This is a genomic window from Mesorhizobium sp. M1142 (assembly GCF_040318565.1).
Lineage (GTDB): Bacteria > Pseudomonadota > Alphaproteobacteria > Rhizobiales > Rhizobiaceae > Mesorhizobium.
Genome location: NZ_JAMYMK010000001.1, coordinates 756,569 through 774,861 on the forward strand (window position 1 = coordinate 756,569; position 18,293 = coordinate 774,861).

Consider the following 18,293-nt stretch of genomic DNA (forward strand, 5'->3'; position numbering starts at 1 on the left):
CGCTCAGCCGCCCATTCTGTCGCGCGGCAGCTTGATCATATCGCCGAAGCGGGCGCGCAATTTGTCGTCGACCGGTTTTGGCACATGGCGCGGGAAGCGTTCGGCAAGCACGCGTTTCTTCTCGATGATCGCCCGTTGCAGGATATCGGGCCTGCCTTTCTCATTCCATTCCTTCGGCGAAAAGCGGTCGCCGACGGCCGGATAGAAATATTCGGTCTGCATCAGCCGCAGCGTCTGCTCGTTGCCCAGATAATGGCCCGGCCCTTTCAGGCAGACATCGGCAATGGTGTCGATCGACAGCGACTCGTCCGTCACTTCGATGCCGCGCACGCAGCGCAGGCAGTGGCCGAGCATGTCATTGTCGATGATCAGGCTCTCCAGGCAGAAGCCGAGCAGCGAGGCATGCATGCCGGCCGACTCATAGACCAGGTTGAGGCCGGCGAGACCGGCCATCACGTCGGTTATGCCCTTTTCGTAGCCGGACTGAATGTCAGGCAGTTTCGAATCTGTCATGCCGGCGGCCGAACCGCCCGGCAGGTCGTAGAATTGCGCCATCTGCGCGCAGGCCGCGGTCAGCACCGCCTGCTCGGCCGAACCCCCCGACATGGCGCCGGTCCTGAGATCCGAGACAAACGGCCAGGTGCCGAAGATCGCCGGATGGCCGGGCTTGATCGCGTTGACATAGATAAGGCCGACGAGCACTTCGGCGACTGCCTGCACCACGGCGCCCGCAATCGCCGCCGGTGCCGTCGCACCCGCCTGTCCTGCCGACAGCAGCAGGATCGGAATGCCGCCCTCGACGCAGGCTTCGAGAACGCCGCAGGCGTCCTCGGCAAACTTCATTGGGGGCACGACGAAGCAGTTCGAATTGGAGACGAAAGGCCGGGCGCGAAAATTCGCTTCGCCGCCCGCGATCGCATAGAGCATATCGAGCGCCGGCTTGACGTTCTCGCGCACGGTAAACGAGGTGCCGACATGCTTCGACGTACCCAAGACGCAGGCGTAGAGCGTGTTGAAATCCATATCGAGCGGGTCGGGAATGTCGCGCGGCACCATCGGCCGCTGGAAGAAATGGATGTTGTCGAGCCCTTCGACCAGGCGCGCGGCATCGTAAATGTCCTGCAGCAGCGACTCGCGATACTCACGCTTTTCGACATCGACCAGATGCACCGCAGCACCAGCCGTGCCGTAATGCACACGCTTGCCCTGGATCACCATGTCGTGCTTCGGATACTGGCCGTGCAGGGTGAAATGCCGCGCCGCTTTCTTGATGGTGTCGAGCACAAGGCCGCGAGGAAAGCGCAGGCGGCCGTCCTCACCGAGGGTCGCACCCGCCTTGGTCAGTGCCTCGATGCAGGAGGGGATGGCATTAGCGAAGCCGACCGTCTCCAGAAGGGTAAGCACGGCCTCGTGGATACGTTCGCAATCATTGCCGCTGAGCGGGCTGTAGCTCCCGCCTTCGAGGCCGGCGCGCACCGGCTTGACGTCGTCGGCAAGCGGTGCCGCCCGCATGGCGCGGCGCGCCTCGCGCCCGCCGGACCGCCGCGAACGCTGGTCTGCGGACACGTCCTGCTTCTCATGGGCCATTGGCATGAAGGCACTCCAACTTTAGCTGCGGAGCGGGCGCGGCGGTTGGTCCACCATCTGCCTGCTTCGTCCCCTATACTCCGACTATGCCGCCGGCATTGGCACAGCCTATGTGCCAGCCGATCCCGTCGCATATGCCAAGGTGCTAAAGAACCGGAGCCGCGCCACATGCGCCGGCTCCGGTCGGGGAAGGGTGATCAAGCCGCTGCCGGCCTGCGTCCAGCTGCCGTCGCCAGTTCGCGGATGCCGGGTTCGATGTGCTGCAGCGCGATCGATGAAATGCCCAAGCGCATGAAACGCGAAGGCTTTTCGGTGCGGTCGAAGAAGCGGTCGCCGGGCTCGATGATGACGCTGCGCGAGGCCGCGGCCTCCGCCAGTCCGCGCGAATCGGTGCCGCGCGGCCCCTCGAGCCAGAGCGACGTACCGCCGGCCGAATCGGTCGAGCGCCACTCAGGCAGGAAGGCGGAAATCGCATGGACCAGACGCTTGCGCCGCTCGTCGAAGGCGCTCGACAGCCGTCGCACCAGCGCCTCGTGATGGCCGAGCGACAGGAAGAGCGCCACGGCACGCTGGTTGTTGGCCGGCGGATGGCGCAGCATGAAGCGGCGTAGCGCCCGAAGCTCGGAGATCAGCCCGGCCGAGGCGACGATGTAGCCGAGCCTGAGGCCGGGAGCCAGCGTCTTCGACATCGAGCCGACGTAGACGACGCGGCCGGACCGATCGAGGCTCTTCAGCGCCTGCTGCGGCGCCTCGTCCAGGAGCTGGCTGTCATAGCCGTCCTCGATGATGATCTGGTTGTGCCGGTTGGCGCGCGCCAGAAGATCCTGCCGCCGCTCCGCCGACAGCGGCACCATGGTCGGGCAATGGTGGCTGGGCGTGACGAAGACGAAGCCGGAATCAGTGGGAATAGCAGAGGTTACGATGCCGGAGTGGTCGACTGGAACCGGCTGAATATCGGCGCCGGCCAGCCGGAAGATCGAGCGTGCATCGGGATAGCCGGGGTCTTCCATCGCCACCTTGGAGCCCTTGGTCATCAACAGCGTGGCCAGCATGTAAAGCGCGTTCTGCGCGCCCAGCGTCACGATGATCTCGTCCGGATTGGCGAAGATGCCGCGCCGCGGCAGCAGCCGGGCCTGGATCTGCTCGATCAGGAGCGGATCGTCGCGGTCGACCATGTCGGATGCCCAGTTGCGGATTTCGAGCACCGCCAGCGCCATGCGGTTGCACTCGCGCCATTCGGCGGTCGGGAACAGCGCCGGGTCGAACTGGCCGTAGACGAAGGGGTAGGACGACTTGATCCAGTTGTCGTGCTTGGCCGGCGGTGGCATGTCGCTCGCTGCGATCTGCCGGCGCGCCTTCCAGTCGATCTCGTTGGCCTGGTCGGGCGCCTTCTGGTGCGGCTTGGCCGGCGTCGCCAGCACCTCGGGATTGACAAAATGGCCGCGGCGCTCGCGCGCCACCAGAAAGCCCTGGTCGACCAGCTGCTGGAACGCCAGCACCACGGTGCCGCGCGCTACGCCGAGTTTTTCCGCAAGAATCCGGCAGGACGGAAGCGGCATCGAAGCCGCGATCTGCCGGTCGAGGATGGCGGCGACGATCGCCTGGCGGATCTGCGCCTGCAGGGTCTGACCGGAGTCCGCCGAAATCCGGAACAGGCCGGACCATATGGCCGTGTCGTTTCGCTGTGGCATGGGAGATGTTCCTCGATGGCCAGCTTTTTTCACTTGGCTGGACCAGTCGAATGTACCGGTGGCACAAGGTGTTGCGCCAATCAATTTTTCTGATCGCTGGGATTTATGCCAGTGATCCTTTGCGCCGGCCCGCGCTGCGCTGCGGCATCGCTGCGCATTGAAACAGATGGAATTCGACCCGATAGTTTGCCGCGACGACACGCGCCGGAAACATCCGGCCTGATAAGATGCACCTCAAGAACCGGAGCGAGGCAGTGGATCAACCGTCCTTTCAAAAGCAGCTCGGCGCGTTGCGCGATCATCGTGCGGCCAAATCGGGCTCGATGCGCGAGGCTTTCGCCGCCGATCCGCAGCGCTTCGAGAAATTCTCCGCCAGCGACGGCGACGTGCTGCTCGACTGGTCGAAATGTGCGGTCGATGCGCGGACGATGGAGTTGCTGGAGAAGCTGGCCGAGGCCGCCGACCTCGAAGGCCGGCGCGACGCGATGTTTGCCGGCAAGAAGATCAATGTCACCGAAGGCCGCGCCGTGCTGCACACGGCACTACGCAACCTGACCGGCAAGGGCATCGTGCTCGACGGCCAGGACGTGAAGGCGGAAGTCCTTGCCGTACTCGACGCGATGGGTGCCTTCGCCGACGCGGTGCGTTCCGGCAAGGCGGCCGGCGCGACCGGCAAGAAGATCACCGACATCGTCAACATCGGCATCGGCGGCTCCGATCTCGGCCCTGCCATGACGACGCTGGCGCTGGCGCCCTATCATGACGGGCCGCGCGCGCATTACGTATCCAATATCGACGGTGCGCATATCCACGACACGCTGAAGGGACTTTCCGCCGAAACCACCCTGTTCATCATCGCCTCCAAGACCTTCACCACGGTCGAGACTATGACCAATGCCGAGACCGCGCGCGGATGGGTCGAGAAGGCGCTCGGCAAGGAAGCGGTCGGCAAGCACTTCGCCGCCGTCTCGACGGCGCTCGACCTGGTCGCCAAGTTCGGCATCGCGCCCGATCGCGTCTTCGGCTTCTGGGACTGGGTCGGCGGCCGCTATTCCGTCTGGGGTGCGATCGGCCTGCCGGTGATGATCGCCATCGGCCCGAAGGATTTTCGCGCCTTTCTCGAAGGCGCCCATGAAATGGACGAGCACTTCCGCACCGCGCCGCTGGCGAGGAACCTGCCGGCGCTGATGGGGCTGATCGGCTGGTGGCACCGCGTGATCTGCAAATACCCCGCTCGCGCCGTCATCCCTTACGATCAGCGTCTGTCCAGGCTCCCGGCCTATCTGCAGCAGCTCGACATGGAATCGAACGGCAAGAGCGTCACCCTGGACGGCGGCGCTGTGACGACGCCGACCGGCCCGCTGGTCTGGGGTGAGCCCGGCACCAATGGCCAGCACGCCTTCTTCCAGCTTCTGCATCAGGGCACCGATTTCATTCCGGTCGAATTCCTCGCCGCTGCCGTAGGCCACGAGCCGGAACTGAAGCATCACCACGACCTTCTGCTTGCCAATTGCCTGGCGCAGTCGGAAGCCTTCATGAAGGGCCGCACGCTGGAGGAAGCCCGCGCACAGATGCTGGCGAAAGGCATGAAGCCGGCTGATGTCGACAGGATTGCTCCGCACCGCGTCTTCTCCGGCGACCGCCCCTCGGTGACGATCCTCTACAGAAAGCTCGACCCCCACACGTTCGGACGGCTGATTGCGCTCTACGAGCACCGCGTCTTCGTCGAAGGCACGCTGTTCAACATCAACTCCTTCGACCAATGGGGCGTCGAACTCGGCAAGGAACTGGCGACCGGGCTGCTGCCCGTCGTTGAAGGCAAGGAGAACGCCGCAAAGCGGGACGCCTCGACTGCCGGACTGGTGGAATACATCCACCGCTTGCGCGGCCTGGAGTGAAAAGCTTGGCGGACATCAAGGGAATATTGTTCGACAAGGACGGCACGCTCGTAGATTTCAACGCGACATGGCTGGGCATCGCCGACTTCATGGCGATGGATGCGGCCGAAGGCGATCGCTGGAAAGCAGACAGGCTGCTTGCGGCGGCGGGCTTCGACTTCGCCAGCAAGCGCTTCAAGCCGGATTCGATTTTTGCCTCGGGGACCAACATGGACGTCGTCGAGCTGTGGTTTCCACGGCTGTCCGACGAGGACCAGATGCTTGCCGTCGCCCGCTTCAACGCCATCACTTCGGCGCAGGGATCGGCAATGGCAGTGGCGCTACCGGGCGTGGTCGAGACGCTTGGCCTGCTTCACAGAAAATCCTACCGGCTTGGCGTCGCCACCAACGACTCGACCAGCGGCGCGGAAAAGACCTTGGTCACTCTGGGCGTCGCGCAGCTTTTCGACGCCGCCTATGGTTACGATGCGGTGGCCAATCCAAAACCGGCGCCGGATACGATCCTTGCCTTCTCGGATCTGACAGGGCTCAGGCCGGCGACGATCGCAATGGTCGGCGACAATCGCCACGATCTGGAGATGGCGCGGGCCGGCGGCTGTGGCCTGGCGATCGGCGTGCTGTCCGGCACCGGCACACGGGAATCGCTGTCGCAGATCGCCGACGTCATCCTCGATTCAGTTGCCGATCTGCCCGATTTTCTTGCGGCCCGAGTCAGCGAGACGGTCTAGACTCGCAGCTAAACTGTCCGAACGAGAACACGCCACTCGGTTTCATCGCCGCATTCCTGCCTTCGCCGACATCCGGCACCTCGTATTCGGCCAGCAGGCGAAGCCGCGAGCGGGGCAGATAGGCGCGGCCCGGATCGCCGACCAGCACCTCGATGCCGGCAGCGAGGCAGCGGTCGAGGAAGGGAACGACCCGGCCGGCAAGATCATGGGCGTAAAACAGGTCGCCGACCACCACGACATCCACCGGTGGCGGCGGACCGCTGGTTATGTCCCCGCCGATCGTCGCAATCACAACGCCGTTCGCCATCGCATTGAGGCCGATCGCGGCAACGCCGTTGCGGTCGATCTCGGCCGCGATCACCGCGCTTGCGCCGGCTTTTGCCGCTGCGATGCCGACGAGGCCCGAGCCGGCGCCGAGGTCGAGCACGCGACGGCCGGTCACGGTCTCCGGCCGGTCGAAAATATGGCGGGCGAGCACCGCGCCGCCGGCCCAGACATAGGCCCAATACGGTGGCTCCGGTTCAGGTCCGTCTTCTTCGGTAGCGTGTTGGTTCCACTCGACAAGCCGCCTGAGCCCGCTTTCCGGATGGGCGGTGTAAAGCCGAATTTCGGGAATCGCAGGTACTGCCGCGACCCGCATGTTCGCCCGGATGAACTCTGCCGGGTCTGGGCGCGAACCTATGCCCACCACGTTGGCGCCGGCGATGCAATCGCTCAAGCTGCGCCTTAGCCCCGCAACGCCCGTCGCAGGATCTTGCCGACCGGTGTCTTGGGCAGCTCGGTGCGGAACTCGATATGCCTGGGGCGTTTGTAGCCGGTCAGGTTCTCTTTGCAATAAGCCGCCAGCACTTCGGCGGTCAGCCCAGGGTCCTTCTTGACGACGAACAGCTTCGGCACTTCACCCGAATGCTCGTCCGGCACGCCGATCGCCGCCACTTCGAGTACGCCCGGATGCTGCGCCACCACTTCCTCGAGTTCGTTCGGATAGACGTTGAAGCCGGAAACCAGGATCATGTCCTTCTTGCGGTCGACGATCTTGGTATAGCCAAGCTCGTCCATGAAGCCCATGTCGCCCGACTTGAAGAAGCCGTCCTCGGTCATCACCTTGGCGGTCTCGTCCGGCCGGTTCCAGTAGCCGGCCATCACTTGCGGTCCGCGGATGCAGATTTCGCCGACTTCGCCGAGCGGCAAATTGTTGCCGTCGTCGTCGCGGATGGCGATCTCGGTCGAGGGCAGCGGCAGGCCGATCGTGCCGGTGTAAACGCCGTCGCTGAATTTGTTGATGGTTGTCCCCGGTGAGGTTTCGGTAAGCCCGTAGGCCTCGCTGATCGGGCAGCCGGTCAGCGCCTTCCAGCGTTCGGCGATGGCCCTCTGCACCGGCATGCCGCCACCCAGCGTCAGGATCAGCGGCTTGAAATCGAGCTTGCGAAAATCCTCATTGTTGAGCAGCGCATTGAACAGCGTGTTGAGGCCCGGAAAGATGTGGATCGGGTATTTCTGCAGCTCTTTGACGAAGCCGGGAATGTCGCGCGGATTGGGGATGAGGACATTCTGTGCGCCTTGCTGCATGCCTACCAGCACGTTCGCCGTCAGCGCAAAAATGTGATAGAGCGGCAGCGCGCAGAGGAAGTTCAGATGCGCCGGCTTAGGCTTGACGGTAAAGGCGTCTTCGGCCCACAGCGCGTTCTGCGCGACATTCGCCAAAATGTTGCTGTGCAAAAGCATCGCGCCCTTGGAGATGCCGGTCGTGCCGCCTGTGTATTGCAGGAAGGCGATGTCGTCGGCCGCGACCTTTGCGGGCCTGAAGGCCATGCCGGCGCCTGCCTTCAGCGCGGCGCTGAATTTGACATGGCCGGGCAGCGACCATGCCGGCACCATCTTCTTGACGCGGCGTACAACGAAGTTGACGATTGGTCCCTTGATCCCACCGAGCATGTCGCCCATCGAGGCGACCACGATATGCTTGACCGCGGTCCTGGCGATCACCGCCTGCAGGGTGCAAGCGAAATTTTCGAGGATGACAATGGCTTGAGCGCCGGAATCCTTGAGCTGGTGCTCCAGCTCGCGCGGCGTGTAGAGCGGATTGATGTTGACCACGACATAGCCGGCGCGAAGCACTGCCATGATCGCCACCGGATATTGCAGCACATTCGGCATCATCAGTGCGACGCGCGCGCCCTTCTGCAGCCCCGTTGATTGCAGATAGGCGCCGAAGGCGGCCGACTGTCGCTCGAGGTCGGCATAGGTGATCGATTTGCCCATGCAGACGAAGGCCGGCCGATTCGCAAACTGCTTGCACACGGTGACGAGAAAGTCGCCGATCGAGCTGGAGGGCAGAGCGCCGATCTCGGCCGGCACGATCTTTGGATAACTCTTGAGCCACGGTTTTTCCGGCAGGCCGGCGGCCAGCGACATGATCGCCTTTGGTAATCTCTTGGCCGGACCTGCCGACGGTCGGGGCGCTGTCGGCACTGCCTTCGCCGCCGGCTTGGCGGCAGACTTTGCAGCAGGCGCCATCTTGCGGGTTGCCGGTTTAGCAGCCGTTCCAGCCGTGGTCTTCGCCGCCGGCTTCGCGCTTGCCTTCGCGGTAGCCGCCGGCTTGGCGTCGGCCGCTTTTGACTTGACTGCTTTCGATGTTGCCTCGGCCTTTGCTTTCGCCGCGCTGGTTGTCTTTGCCGGTTTTGCCACCTGTCGCTCCCTCAATCGTTTCTTATTGTTTCGGCATGCTTGCGCGCCACCACCGCCCTGATCAACAAAGATATCCCAACGCTTGCCGCGATGCCCGAAACCCGGGAAAATCCGGCACGCTGCCCATCTATCTATGTATTGCCACAAGCGGCGGCCATGCAAGCCTTCGCCACCAGGAGTGCGGTAAGACTTGCCGTCAAACCTCTAGGCCGCGACCGGTTTTCGGACGCGGGTCTCTTGAACCGAAAGGCTCGATTCCCACAATTGGCGGCATCGCCGATCAACAAAAAATTGAAGTCGCTAATAATGTCGTGATCTGCGGATTCGGCTCGTTTTTTCCACAATTTGCCGCGTGCCGGAATTTTTTTCTGCTTCCCGTGGGTTAGGCAAACAAGCAGTTCCAAAGCTAGAAAAACGGTGCTTATATGCGGCCTTCGCGAGCCTGATAGAGGGGCTTGGAAGAACATCAGGGAGTGCTCAATGAAAAAGAAACTGACTTTTGCAGCCGCGTTGCTGGCTGCAAGCGTCCTCGGCGGCATGGCCAATGCAAAACAACTGGTCTATTGCTCGGAGGCTTCGCCGGCCGGCTTCGACCCGTCGCCATGGAGCGGCGGCAACGACTTCGACGCCTCATCGCGCACCATCTATTCGCGCCTGGTCGAGTTCGAGCATGGCAAGACCACCATCTCGCCCGGCCTGGCAGAGAGCTGGACGGTTTCCGACGACGGTCTCGAATACACCTTCAAGCTTCGCCCGGGTGTGAAATTCCAGACGACCGATTATTTCACACCGACGCGCGACCTCAACGCCGACGACGTGATCTTTTCCTTCGAACGCCAGTGGAAGAAAGAAAGCCCGTGGTACAGCTATCTGGAAGGCACCGGCTGGGAATATTTCACCGGCATGGGCTTCCCCGATCTCCTGAAGGAAATCGTCAAGGTCGACGACCTGACGGTGAAATTCGTGCTGAACAAGCCTGAAGTAGCGTTCCTGCCGGACCTCGGCATGGATTTCGCCTCGATCGTTTCCAAGGAATATGCCGACCAGCTCGACAAGGCCGGCACCAGGCAGCAGTTCACCCAGAAGCCGGTCGGCACCGGTCCGTTCCAGTTCGTCGACTACCAGGTCGACGCGGTCATCCGCTACGCGGCATGGGACGGCTACTATGGCGGCCGCCAGAAGATCGACGATCTGATCTTCGCCATCACGCCCGATCCCGCCGTGCGCGCGCAGAAGCTGAAGGCGGGCGAATGCGATATCATGTCGTACCCGGCGCCAGCCGACATTGCCGGACTGCAGGCCGACACGAACCTCAAGGTCGATGAGCAAGAAGGCCTGAATATCGGCTACATGGCCTATAACACAACGCAGCCGCCCTTCGATAAGGTCGAGGTCCGCAAGGCCCTCAACATGGCGGTGAACAAGAAGGCAATCATCGACGCGGTCTATCAGGGTGCCGGCACGCCGGCCATCAACCCGATCCCGCCGACCATGTGGTCCTATAACAAGGACATCAAGGACGATCCCTATGATCCAGAGGCGGCCAAGAAAATGCTGGCCGACGCCGGCGTCAAGGATCTGTCGATGAAGATCTGGGCTATGCCAGTCAGCCGCCCCTACAACCCGAACGCCCAGCGCGTTGCCGAGTTGATCCAGGCCGACTATGCCGCCGTCGGCGTCAAGGCGGAGATCGTCAGCTACGAATGGACCGAGTATCGCCAGCGCGGCAAGGCCAAGGATCGCGATGGCGCCTTCCAACTGGGCTGGACCGGTGACAATGGCGATCCGGACAACTTCTTTTTCCTGCTCGGTTGCGATGCCATCGGCCAGTCCAATTATGCGATCTGGTGCAACCAGGAATTTGAAGCCTTGCTGAAAAAAGGCAAGGCAACGACGGACGTCGCCGAGCGCACCAAGATCTACGAGGAAGCTCAGGTGGTATTCAAGCGTGAGGCTCCGTGGCTGACCATCGCCCACTCCAAGGTCTTCATGCCGATGAACAAGAAGGTGTCGGGCTTCGTTATGGACCCGCTCGGCATTCATCGGTTTGACGGCGTCGACGTCACCGAATAAGTCCTGAGAAATTGAACGGCGGCGCTGGACTTCCCGCGCCGCCGTTCTATGAAGCAAGATGCTCCGTTATCTCCTCCACAAGCTCGCTTTGATCATCCCGACCGTGTTCGGCATATCGCTGGCGGCGTTCGCTTTCGTCCGGCTTCTGCCCGGCGATCCCATCCTGGCCCTGGCCGGCGAGCGCGGCGTCAGCCCCGAACGCTACGCCCAGCTCATCGAGCAGTTTGGCTACAACCGGCCCTATGTCATCCAGTACCTGGAATATATCGGCAGGGTCCTCACCGGCGATTTCGGCATATCCATTGCCACCAAGCGGCCAGTGCTCGGCGAATTCCAGGCGCTGTTTCCGGCCACGCTGGAACTGGCGACGGTGGCGTTGCTCATCGCCATCCTGCTTGGCATCCCCGCCGGCATTTTCGCCGCGGTCAAGCGCGGCTCCTGGTTCGACCAGGCGACGATGGGTGTCGCGCTGACCGGCTATTCGATGCCGATCTTCTGGTGGGGGCTGCTGCTCATTATCTTCTTCTCCGGCTATCTCGGCTGGACGCCGGTTTCCGGCCGTATCGGCCTGCAGTATTTCTTCAGGCCCACGACCGGGTTCATGCTCATCGACAGCCTGATCTCCGGCAGGAGCGGCGCCTTCAAATCCGCCGTCAGCCATCTGATCCTGCCATCGATCGTACTGGCGACGATCCCGCTCGCCGTCATAGCGCGCCAGACGCGCTCGGCGATGCTTGAGGTGCTGGGCGAGGACTATGTCCGCACCGCGCGTGCCAAGGGCCTGGCGCCGCGCCGTGTCATCGGGCTGCATGCTTTTCGCAACGCGCTGATCCCGGTGGTCACCACCATTGGACTGCAGGTCGGCACGTTGATGGCAGGCGCCATTCTGACCGAAACCATTTTTTCCTGGCCAGGCATCGGCAAATGGATGATCGACGCCATCGGCAAGCGCGACTATGTCGTCGTGCAGAGCGGATTGCTGATCATCGCGCTGATCGTCATGGCGGTGAACCTGATCGTCGACGTGCTCTACGCGGTCATCAATCCGCGCATCCGGGTGCAGTGAGATGACCGACGAATCCGCCGCCGAAGCCACCGCTGCCTCCATCCCGACAGGCGGCAGGCAAAGGGCGTTTGCCGAGTTCTGGCATTACTTCTCGATGAACACCGGGGCCGTCATCGGTCTTGTCGTGTTTTCGGCGCTGGTGCTGGTCGCGATCTTTGCGCCGTTCGTCGCCCCGCATTCGCCCGACGAGCAGTTTCGCGATGCACTGCTGGCGCCTCCTGCCTGGCAGGAAGGCGGCAAATCGATGTTCCTGCTCGGCACCGATGCCGTCGGCCGCGACATGCTTTCGCGGTTGATCTTCGGGGCACGTTTTTCTCTTTTCATCGGCCTGGTGGTCGTCGTCTTCTCACTCACCAGCGGCATCGTGCTTGGCGTGCTCGCAGGCTATTTCCGCGGCTGGGTCGACACGCTGATCATGCGCATCATGGATATCATCCTGGCCTTCCCGTCGCTGCTTCTGGCGCTGGTGCTGGTGGCGATCCTCGGCCCGGGCCTGTTCAATGCCATGTTGGCGATCGCACTGGTGCTGCAGCCGCATTTCGCACGCCTCACCCGCGCCGCCGTGATGGCCGAAAAGAACCGCGAATATGTGATCTCCGCCAAGGTGGCCGGCGCCGGTCATCTTCGCTTGATGGTGAGGACGATCTTGCCGAACTGCCTGGCACCGCTGATCGTGCAGGCCACGCTGTCCTTCTCCAACGCTATTCTTGAGGCTGCGGCGCTCGGCTTCCTCGGTGTCGGTGCGCAGCCGCCGACGCCGGAATGGGGCACGATGCTCGCTTCGGCGCGCGAATTCATCCTGCGCGCGCCTTGGGTGGTGACCTTCCCCGGCCTTGCCATCCTGATCACTGTGCTTGCAATCAATCTGATCGGCGACGGCCTGCGCGATGCCTTCGACCCCAAGCTGAAGAGGTCATGATCCAATGCCTCTTCTCGAGATCAAGAACCTGACCGTTTCCTTCGACACCGCCGCCGGACCATTCATGGCGGTACAAGGCATCGACCTGTCGGTCGAACCGCGCGAGGTGCTGGCGATCGTCGGCGAATCCGGTTCCGGAAAATCGGTGGCGATGCTGGCGGTGATGGGGCTCTTGCCCAACACGGCGACGGTGAGGGCCGACCGCATGGCCTTCGACGGCATCGACCTGCTAAAGCTCGGCCCATCCGAGCGGCGCAAGATCGTCGGCAAGGACATTTCGATGATCTTCCAGGAACCGGTCGCCAGCCTCAACCCATGCTTCACCGTCGGCTTCCAGATCGAGGAGGTGCTGCGCTTTCATATGGGCATGGACCGTGCTCAGCGCCGGGCGCGCGCCATTGAACTGATGAAGCTCGTTGGCATCGCCGACCCCGAGGAACGGCTGGGCTCGTTCCCGCATCAGATGTCGGGCGGCCAGTGCCAGCGCGTCATGATTGCCATCGCCATCGCCTGTAATCCGAAGCTTTTGATAGCCGACGAGCCAACCACGGCACTCGACGTCACCATCCAGAAGCAGATCCTCGATCTGCTGGTCGGCCTGCAGGCCAAATACGGCATGGGCCTGATCATGATCACCCACAATATGGGGGTGGTTGCCGAGACCGCCGACCGTGTCATCGTCCAGTACAAGGGCCGCAAGATGGAAGAGGCCGACGTGCTGTCGCTGTTCGAATCCCCCAGGAGCAATTACACGCGCGCGCTCCTGTCGGCGCTGCCGGAAAACGCCGTCGGCGACCGGTTGCCGACTGTTTCCGACATGCTGTTCGAGCCGGCCCCATCTGTAGTCGCAGCCCGATCCGCAGGAGGAACCGCCTCATGAGCGTGACGGTAGTCGAAGGCAAGAACATCGTGCGCGACTATCATGTCGGCGGCGGGCTTTTCCGCCCTTCCCGTACGGTTCATGCGGTCAAGGGTGTTTCGTTCAGCGTCGACAAGGGCAAGACGCTGGCCATCGTCGGCGAGAGCGGCTGCGGCAAGTCAACACTCGCCCGCATCATCACCCTGATCGACCCGGCGACCTCCGGCGAGCTTTTCATCGACGGCAAGAACGTCGACATCGCGAGGGATGGTCTGTCGAAGGAAATGCGCCGCAAGGTGCAGATCGTCTTCCAGAACCCCTATGGTTCGCTCAATCCACGCCAGAAGATCGGCGACGTGCTTGGCGAGCCGCTGCTCATCAACACCGACAGCACGGCCGACGAACGGCGCGATCTCGCCATGAAGATGCTGAAGAAGGTCGGTCTTGGCCCCGAGCACTATAATCGCTACCCGCATATGTTTTCGGGCGGCCAGCGCCAGCGGATCGCCATTGCCCGCGCGCTGATGCTCAACCCCAGCCTTCTGGTGCTGGACGAGCCCGTCTCGGCACTTGATCTTTCGGTGCAGGCGCAGGTGCTGAACCTGCTCGCCGACCTGCAGGATGAGTTTCAGCTGACCTATGTTTTCATCAGCCACGACCTGTCGGTGGTACGCTATATCGCCGACGACGTGATGGTGATGTATTTCGGCGAGGCGGTCGAATACGGCTCGCGCGACGAGGTCTTCGCCGACCCCAAGCACAGCTACACCAGGACGCTGTTCGCGGCGACGCCGCGTGCCGACGTCGCCAGCATCAAGGCAAGGTTGGCGAAAAAGAAGGCCGCCTGATCCGGCGAGGTTTGCCGGCCGGCTACGGCTTCTCGATCCCCGGAATGCTGGAGATCTGCTCGACGAGAAAGTCGACCAGCAGCCGCACCCGGGCAATGCCGGCGCGTTCCGGGACGATCAGCATGCTCAGCGGGACGGGGGGCGGAAAACAGCCCGGCAGGACCACTTCCAGCCGGCCGGCCGTCAGGAGATCGTCGACAAGCCAATGGTGGGCGGGTGCGATGCCGCGTCCGGCGACAAGGGCTTCGCGCGCGGCAAGCCCATGGTCGACTCGAAATCGACCGCCAAAGGGCACCGCAAAGGTCTCGCCGCCTGGCCCCTGCAAGGTGAGTGTGTCGCTTCCCGCGATGTTCGACATCCGGATGCCTTCATGGCCAGGCAGACCCTGCGGGACAGCCGGTCTGCCCCGCGCCGCCAGATAGGCCGGCGCCGCCACCAGCAGACGCCGGGATTGCCCGAGCGCCCGCAGTTTCATCGAGCTGTCGGTGAGCGGACCCAGGCGAAGCGCAATGTCGACGCCCTCCCGCACAAGGTCGATGCGCTCGTCGGTGAGGCTAAGATCGATGCCGATATCGGGATAGCGGTCCTGAAAGGCGAAGATCAACCGGCTGACGTGCAAGACCCCGAGCGCCGCCGTGCAGGATATCCGGATCGTGCCGGCCGACGCGCCGCGCGTGCCCCGCGCCTCATCGCCGGCCTGCTCAACGAGGCGCAGGATCTGGACGCTGTCGGCATAGTAACGGCTGCCTTCATCGGTCATCGTCACACGCCGGGTGGTCCTGCTGAGCAAGGGCACGCCGACGGCCTCCTCGAGTTCTCGCAAATGCCGTGTGACCGTCGACTGCCCAACTCCGAGCTCGCGCGCCACCGCCGAGAGGCTGCCGCGCTCGGCGACGCGAACGAAGGTGCGCATGCGCTCGAGAGTGACGTCCGATCTATCCATTATTCGGCATAATCTTATACATTTCCTACATATAGTGGATCCGCCCGCGGCTGGCTATCTTTGGTGTCTATCGTCCTTCTTCGGAGTAGACCCATGAAAGTCCTGCTTGTTTTTGCTCATCCTGAGCCGCGTTCGCTCAACGGCGCGCTGCGTGACGTCGCCATCAGGGAACTCCAGGCCCAGGGCCACGAGGTGCGGGTGTCCGACCTCTATGCCGATGGCTGGAAATCCGAGGTGGACCGTGCCGACTTTCCGTCGTGGCCGCCGGAAGCACGTTTCCTGCCGGCCGGCGCCTCCAAAAAAGCTTTTGCGAGCGGCACTCTGACCGATGACGTCAAAGCCGAGATCGACAAGCTGCTATGGGCCGACACCCTGATCCTCCAGTTCCCGCTGTGGTGGTACGCCATGCCGGCGATCCTCAAGGGCTGGGTCGATCGCGTGTACGCCTACGGCTTCGCCTATGGCGTTGGCGAGCACAGCGACAAGCGGTGGGGTGACCGCTTTGGTGAGGGAACGCTCGCCGGCAAGCGCGCAATGCTGATCGTGACCACCGGCGGCTGGGAGGAGCATTATTCTGCCCGCGGCGTCAACGGCCCGATCGACGACGTGCTGTTCCCGATCAATCACGGAATTCTCTATTATCCGGGCTACGACGTGCTTCCGCCGTTCGTGGTTTACAGGGTGGACCGTTTTGGGGAAGCCGATTTCGAGCCTGTCGCGGAGCGGCTGCGCGAGAGGATGCGGACGCTCGAGACAATCCGGCCCATTCCTTATCGGCAGCAGAATGGCGGCGATTACCTGATCCCAAGCATGCAGTTGCGCCCCGGCCTGGAGAGCCCGGGTGCAACCGCTTTCGCGCTCCACCAGAACGGCGCAAGCGCAGCCGGACAGCCCGATCAGGACAGCCGGGCGATGACGGTACGCAGCGCCTCGCCGAAACGCCGAACTTCCTCAATCGTATTGTAATGCACCAGCGAGGCGCGGACGGCGCCGCTGTCCATGCTTAAGTTGAGCCGCTTCATCAGGCGCGGCGCATACATATGGCCGTCGCGAATGCCGATCTGCATCTCGGCCATTTCCTCGACGATCCTCTGCGGCGACAGCGTGCCGATGTTGAAACAGAAAGTCGGCACGCGCTCGCTGAGGCGTGCTTCGTCGGCGACACCATAGATCGTCGCGCCGCAACCCTTGAGCACCGCCAGCATTTCGCGCGCCAGCACCTGCTCGTAATCGCGGATGGCATTCATGCCGGCGACGATGTTGTCGCGACGCGACCGGTTATTCTCGGACAAGAAATTGCGGCCGATCGACTCGAGATAGCGCACCGCGGCATCCATGCCGGAGACGTTCTCGTAAATGAAGGTACCGGCCTCGATCTTGTAAGGCGGCTCGTCGGGGATGAAATCCTCGCGGAAGGTCGGCAAGCGCTTCAGTGTTTCGAAGCGGCCCCACAGGAAGCCCATATGCGGCGAGAAATTCTTGTAGCCGGAGCAGACCAGATAATCGCAATCCCAGGCCTGCACATCGATCAACCCGTGCGGGCCGTAATGCACGCAGTCTAGGAACACTTCGGCGCCTGCCGCATGCGCAATCCTAGCCACGGAAGCAACGTCGACAATCGAGCCGATCGAATGCGCCGTCACCGTGCAGGCGACGAGCCGGGTGCGCTCTGAGACCAGCGGGCGCAAATCGTCGACATGCAGATTGCCGTCCTCGCGCATCCGCCACCATTTGAACTTGGCGCCGGCGGGCGCCAGCGCCAGCCACGTCGCGATATTAGCGTCGTGATCCATGTCGGTGATGACGATCTCGTCACGCTCCCCGTTTGGGCGCTCGGAAAGCATCTGGCCGATGCCGAGGCTGACCAGGCGGATGAACGAAGTGGCGTTCATGCCGAAGCAGATCTCCGCCGGGTTGGTAGCGTTGATCAGCAAGGCCACGCTTTCGCGCGCGCCGGCCACTGCTTGATCGACGGTGACGCTGCGGCCATAGCGGCCGCCGCGCTGCACATTATGCGCGACCAAATGGTTGGTGACCGCATCGAGCACGCTTTGCGGGATCTGCGCGCCGGCGGCATTGTCCATGAAGACGAAGTCTCCGGCTTGCTGCAAGGCGGGAAACATGGCGCGGATCGTCTCGACCGGGAAAGCTGCGGCATCGCCGGTTTTCGAAATCTGATGCTGGTTCAAGCTCGTCTCCTGCGAAGTGCCTAACGGAAGTTGATATTCGGGGAATTGGCGGACGGAAATCGTTGGCGACCTCAGCGGGTCTTTTCGGTCTGGAAGCGGCGTTCCAGGAGGCTGACGAGTCGGACCATCGGCCAGAGAAAGATCAGATAGACCAGCGCCGCGCCGATCAGCGGTGAGGGATTGGCATAGAGCGATTGCGCGTTGGTCGCTTCCTTCAGCAGTTCAGGCAATGCTACCGTGGAGGCGAGCGAGGTGTCCTTGAACATCGACACGCAATTGCTGGTCATTGGCGGAATGACGACGCGGATCGCCTGCGGCAGCACTACCTTGCGCAAGGTCAGCAAGAACGGCAGGCCGAGCGCCTGCGCCGCCTCGAACTGGCCGCGCGGAATGCTCTCTATGCCGGAGCGGAACACCTCGGCCGAATAGGCCGCCATGATGATGGCGAAGGCCATCACCGCGGAAGTCCACGATGACAGGCGAATGCCGAGGAACGGCAGCGCATAGTAGATCAGGATCAGCACCACCAGCACCGGCATCGCCCGGAAAATGTCGATGTAGCCGACAGCCAGCAGCCGAAGCGGCTTTGGCGCATAGAGCCGCACTAGGCTGATCGCGAGGCCGACGGGAATACCGATGCCGATGCTCATGATTCCAAGCAGCAGGGTGTTCAGGAAACCGCGCAGCAGCGCCGGCAGGCTGGAGACCATGACGTCGGCGTTGAAGAAGGTGTCCAGCAGCGACATCGCAGCATTCCCGAAACGTTTGGCGTCCCGCGACGCTCGAGCCCGAGCCCGAAATCCG

Annotated in this window: 17 protein-coding genes; 10 read left to right on the forward strand and 7 right to left on the reverse strand. The window is 62.8% G+C overall.

Annotated elements, in window-relative coordinates; genetic code table 11:
- Positions 1-3: 3 nt before the first annotated feature.
- Entirely contained in the window at positions 4-1,593 is a 1,590-nt protein-coding gene (locus NKH42_RS03645) for a trimethylamine methyltransferase family protein (RefSeq protein ID WP_352506075.1), read from the reverse strand.
- 191 nt (positions 1,594-1,784) lie between these two features.
- Entirely contained in the window at positions 1,785-3,278 is a 1,494-nt protein-coding gene (pdxR, locus tag NKH42_RS03650) for a MocR-like pyridoxine biosynthesis transcription factor PdxR (protein ID WP_352506076.1), read from the reverse strand.
- A 5-nt stretch (positions 3,279-3,283) separates the two neighbouring features.
- Between pdxR and NKH42_RS03655 the strand changes: the two genes are divergently transcribed.
- The 3 genes from NKH42_RS03655 (at position 3,284) to NKH42_RS03665 (ending at position 5,904) form a co-directional block, all read left to right on the forward strand.
- Positions 3,284-3,439 carry a hypothetical protein gene (locus NKH42_RS03655; protein WP_254816186.1) on the forward strand — a complete coding sequence of 52 codons (156 nt, stop codon included), beginning with the start codon at positions 3,284-3,286 and terminating at the stop codon, positions 3,437-3,439.
- A 93-nt stretch (positions 3,440-3,532) separates the two neighbouring features.
- Positions 3,533-5,176, forward strand: a complete 1,644-nt coding sequence (gene pgi, locus NKH42_RS03660) for a glucose-6-phosphate isomerase (protein ID WP_352686912.1) — start codon at positions 3,533-3,535, stop codon at positions 5,174-5,176.
- 5 nt (positions 5,177-5,181) lie between these two features.
- Positions 5,182-5,904, forward strand: a complete 723-nt coding sequence (locus tag NKH42_RS03665; RefSeq protein ID WP_352506078.1) for an HAD family hydrolase — start codon at positions 5,182-5,184, stop codon at positions 5,902-5,904.
- Here NKH42_RS03665 and NKH42_RS03670 read toward each other — a convergent pair.
- Both NKH42_RS03670 and NKH42_RS03675 read right to left on the reverse strand, forming a co-directional pair.
- Positions 5,888-6,544 carry a class I SAM-dependent methyltransferase gene (locus NKH42_RS03670; RefSeq protein ID WP_352506227.1) on the reverse strand — a complete coding sequence of 219 codons (657 nt, stop codon included), beginning with the start codon at positions 6,542-6,544 and terminating at the stop codon, positions 5,888-5,890. The genes NKH42_RS03665 and NKH42_RS03670 overlap by 17 nt on opposite strands.
- Before the next feature lie 86 nt (positions 6,545-6,630).
- Positions 6,631-8,592, reverse strand: a complete 1,962-nt coding sequence (locus tag NKH42_RS03675; protein ID WP_352506079.1) for a long-chain fatty acid--CoA ligase — start codon at positions 8,590-8,592, stop codon at positions 6,631-6,633.
- A 39-nt stretch (positions 8,593-8,631) separates the two neighbouring features.
- On the opposite strand from NKH42_RS03675, the gene NKH42_RS03680 reads away from it, so the two are divergent.
- From NKH42_RS03680 to NKH42_RS03705, 6 genes are all read left to right on the forward strand, one after another.
- The gene (locus tag NKH42_RS03680; RefSeq protein ID WP_352506080.1) at positions 8,632-8,907 is read left to right on the forward strand and encodes a hypothetical protein; all 276 of its coding nucleotides are present in this window, start codon (positions 8,632-8,634) and stop codon (positions 8,905-8,907) included.
- Between the two features lie 165 nt (positions 8,908-9,072).
- Positions 9,073-10,665, forward strand: coding sequence for an ABC transporter substrate-binding protein (locus NKH42_RS03685; RefSeq protein ID WP_254816244.1), 1,593 nt, complete (start codon positions 9,073-9,075; stop codon positions 10,663-10,665).
- A gap of 58 nt (positions 10,666-10,723) precedes the next feature.
- Positions 10,724-11,731, forward strand: coding sequence for an ABC transporter permease subunit (locus NKH42_RS03690; protein ID WP_352506081.1), 1,008 nt, complete (start codon positions 10,724-10,726; stop codon positions 11,729-11,731).
- A 1-nt stretch (position 11,732) separates the two neighbouring features.
- Complete coding sequence (locus tag NKH42_RS03695) at positions 11,733-12,650, forward strand: ABC transporter permease subunit (RefSeq protein ID WP_023676823.1); 918 nt, start codon at positions 11,733-11,735, stop codon at positions 12,648-12,650.
- Between the two features lie 4 nt (positions 12,651-12,654).
- Positions 12,655-13,530, forward strand: coding sequence for an ABC transporter ATP-binding protein (locus NKH42_RS03700; protein WP_352506082.1), 876 nt, complete (start codon positions 12,655-12,657; stop codon positions 13,528-13,530).
- Entirely contained in the window at positions 13,527-14,357 is an 831-nt protein-coding gene (locus NKH42_RS03705; protein ID WP_352506083.1) for a dipeptide ABC transporter ATP-binding protein, read from the forward strand. Before NKH42_RS03700 ends, NKH42_RS03705 begins: the two co-directional genes overlap by 4 nt.
- A gap of 22 nt (positions 14,358-14,379) precedes the next feature.
- Here the strand turns inward: NKH42_RS03705 and NKH42_RS03710 are convergent, their stop codons facing one another.
- Positions 14,380-15,300 (reverse strand): LysR family transcriptional regulator, encoded by a 921-nt coding sequence (locus NKH42_RS03710; protein WP_352506084.1) that lies wholly within the window; start codon positions 15,298-15,300, stop codon positions 14,380-14,382.
- 93 nt (positions 15,301-15,393) lie between these two features.
- Between NKH42_RS03710 and NKH42_RS03715 the strand changes: the two genes are divergently transcribed.
- The gene (locus NKH42_RS03715; RefSeq protein WP_352506085.1) at positions 15,394-16,266 is read left to right on the forward strand and encodes an NAD(P)H-dependent oxidoreductase; all 873 of its coding nucleotides are present in this window, start codon (positions 15,394-15,396) and stop codon (positions 16,264-16,266) included.
- Here the strand turns inward: NKH42_RS03715 and NKH42_RS03720 are convergent.
- Both NKH42_RS03720 and NKH42_RS03725 read right to left on the reverse strand, forming a co-directional pair.
- The gene (locus NKH42_RS03720; protein WP_352506086.1) at positions 16,197-17,489 is read right to left on the reverse strand and encodes a cysteine desulfurase-like protein; all 1,293 of its coding nucleotides are present in this window, start codon (positions 17,487-17,489) and stop codon (positions 16,197-16,199) included. The two genes, NKH42_RS03715 and NKH42_RS03720, sit on opposite strands and share 70 nt — an antisense overlap.
- 71 nt (positions 17,490-17,560) lie before the next feature.
- Entirely contained in the window at positions 17,561-18,235 is a 675-nt protein-coding gene (locus NKH42_RS03725) for an amino acid ABC transporter permease (protein WP_292656040.1), read from the reverse strand.
- Positions 18,236-18,293: the final 58 nt, after the last annotated feature.

Coding starts and splice junctions, on each gene's coding strand:
- pdxR (WP_352506076.1), bottom strand. CDS start 3,278: ATGCCACAGCGAAACGACACGGCCATATGGTCCGGCCTGTTCCGGATT.
- NKH42_RS03715 (WP_352506085.1), top strand. CDS start 15,394: ATGAAAGTCCTGCTTGTTTTTGCTCATCCTGAGCCGCGTTCGCTCAAC.
- NKH42_RS03655 (WP_254816186.1), top strand. CDS start 3,284: ATGTTCCTCGATGGCCAGCTTTTTTCACTTGGCTGGACCAGTCGAATG.
- NKH42_RS03645 (WP_352506075.1), bottom strand. CDS start 1,593: ATGCCAATGGCCCATGAGAAGCAGGACGTGTCCGCAGACCAGCGTTCG.
- NKH42_RS03705 (WP_352506083.1), top strand. CDS start 13,527: ATGAGCGTGACGGTAGTCGAAGGCAAGAACATCGTGCGCGACTATCAT.
- NKH42_RS03695 (WP_023676823.1), top strand. CDS start 11,733: ATGACCGACGAATCCGCCGCCGAAGCCACCGCTGCCTCCATCCCGACA.
- NKH42_RS03690 (WP_352506081.1), top strand. CDS start 10,724: ATGCTCCGTTATCTCCTCCACAAGCTCGCTTTGATCATCCCGACCGTG.
- NKH42_RS03710 (WP_352506084.1), bottom strand. CDS start 15,300: ATGGATAGATCGGACGTCACTCTCGAGCGCATGCGCACCTTCGTTCGC.
- NKH42_RS03670 (WP_352506227.1), bottom strand. CDS start 6,544: ATGCGGGTCGCGGCAGTACCTGCGATTCCCGAAATTCGGCTTTACACC.
- NKH42_RS03700 (WP_352506082.1), top strand. CDS start 12,655: ATGCCTCTTCTCGAGATCAAGAACCTGACCGTTTCCTTCGACACCGCC.
- NKH42_RS03685 (WP_254816244.1), top strand. CDS start 9,073: ATGAAAAAGAAACTGACTTTTGCAGCCGCGTTGCTGGCTGCAAGCGTC.
- NKH42_RS03725 (WP_292656040.1), bottom strand. CDS start 18,235: ATGTCGCTGCTGGACACCTTCTTCAACGCCGACGTCATGGTCTCCAGC.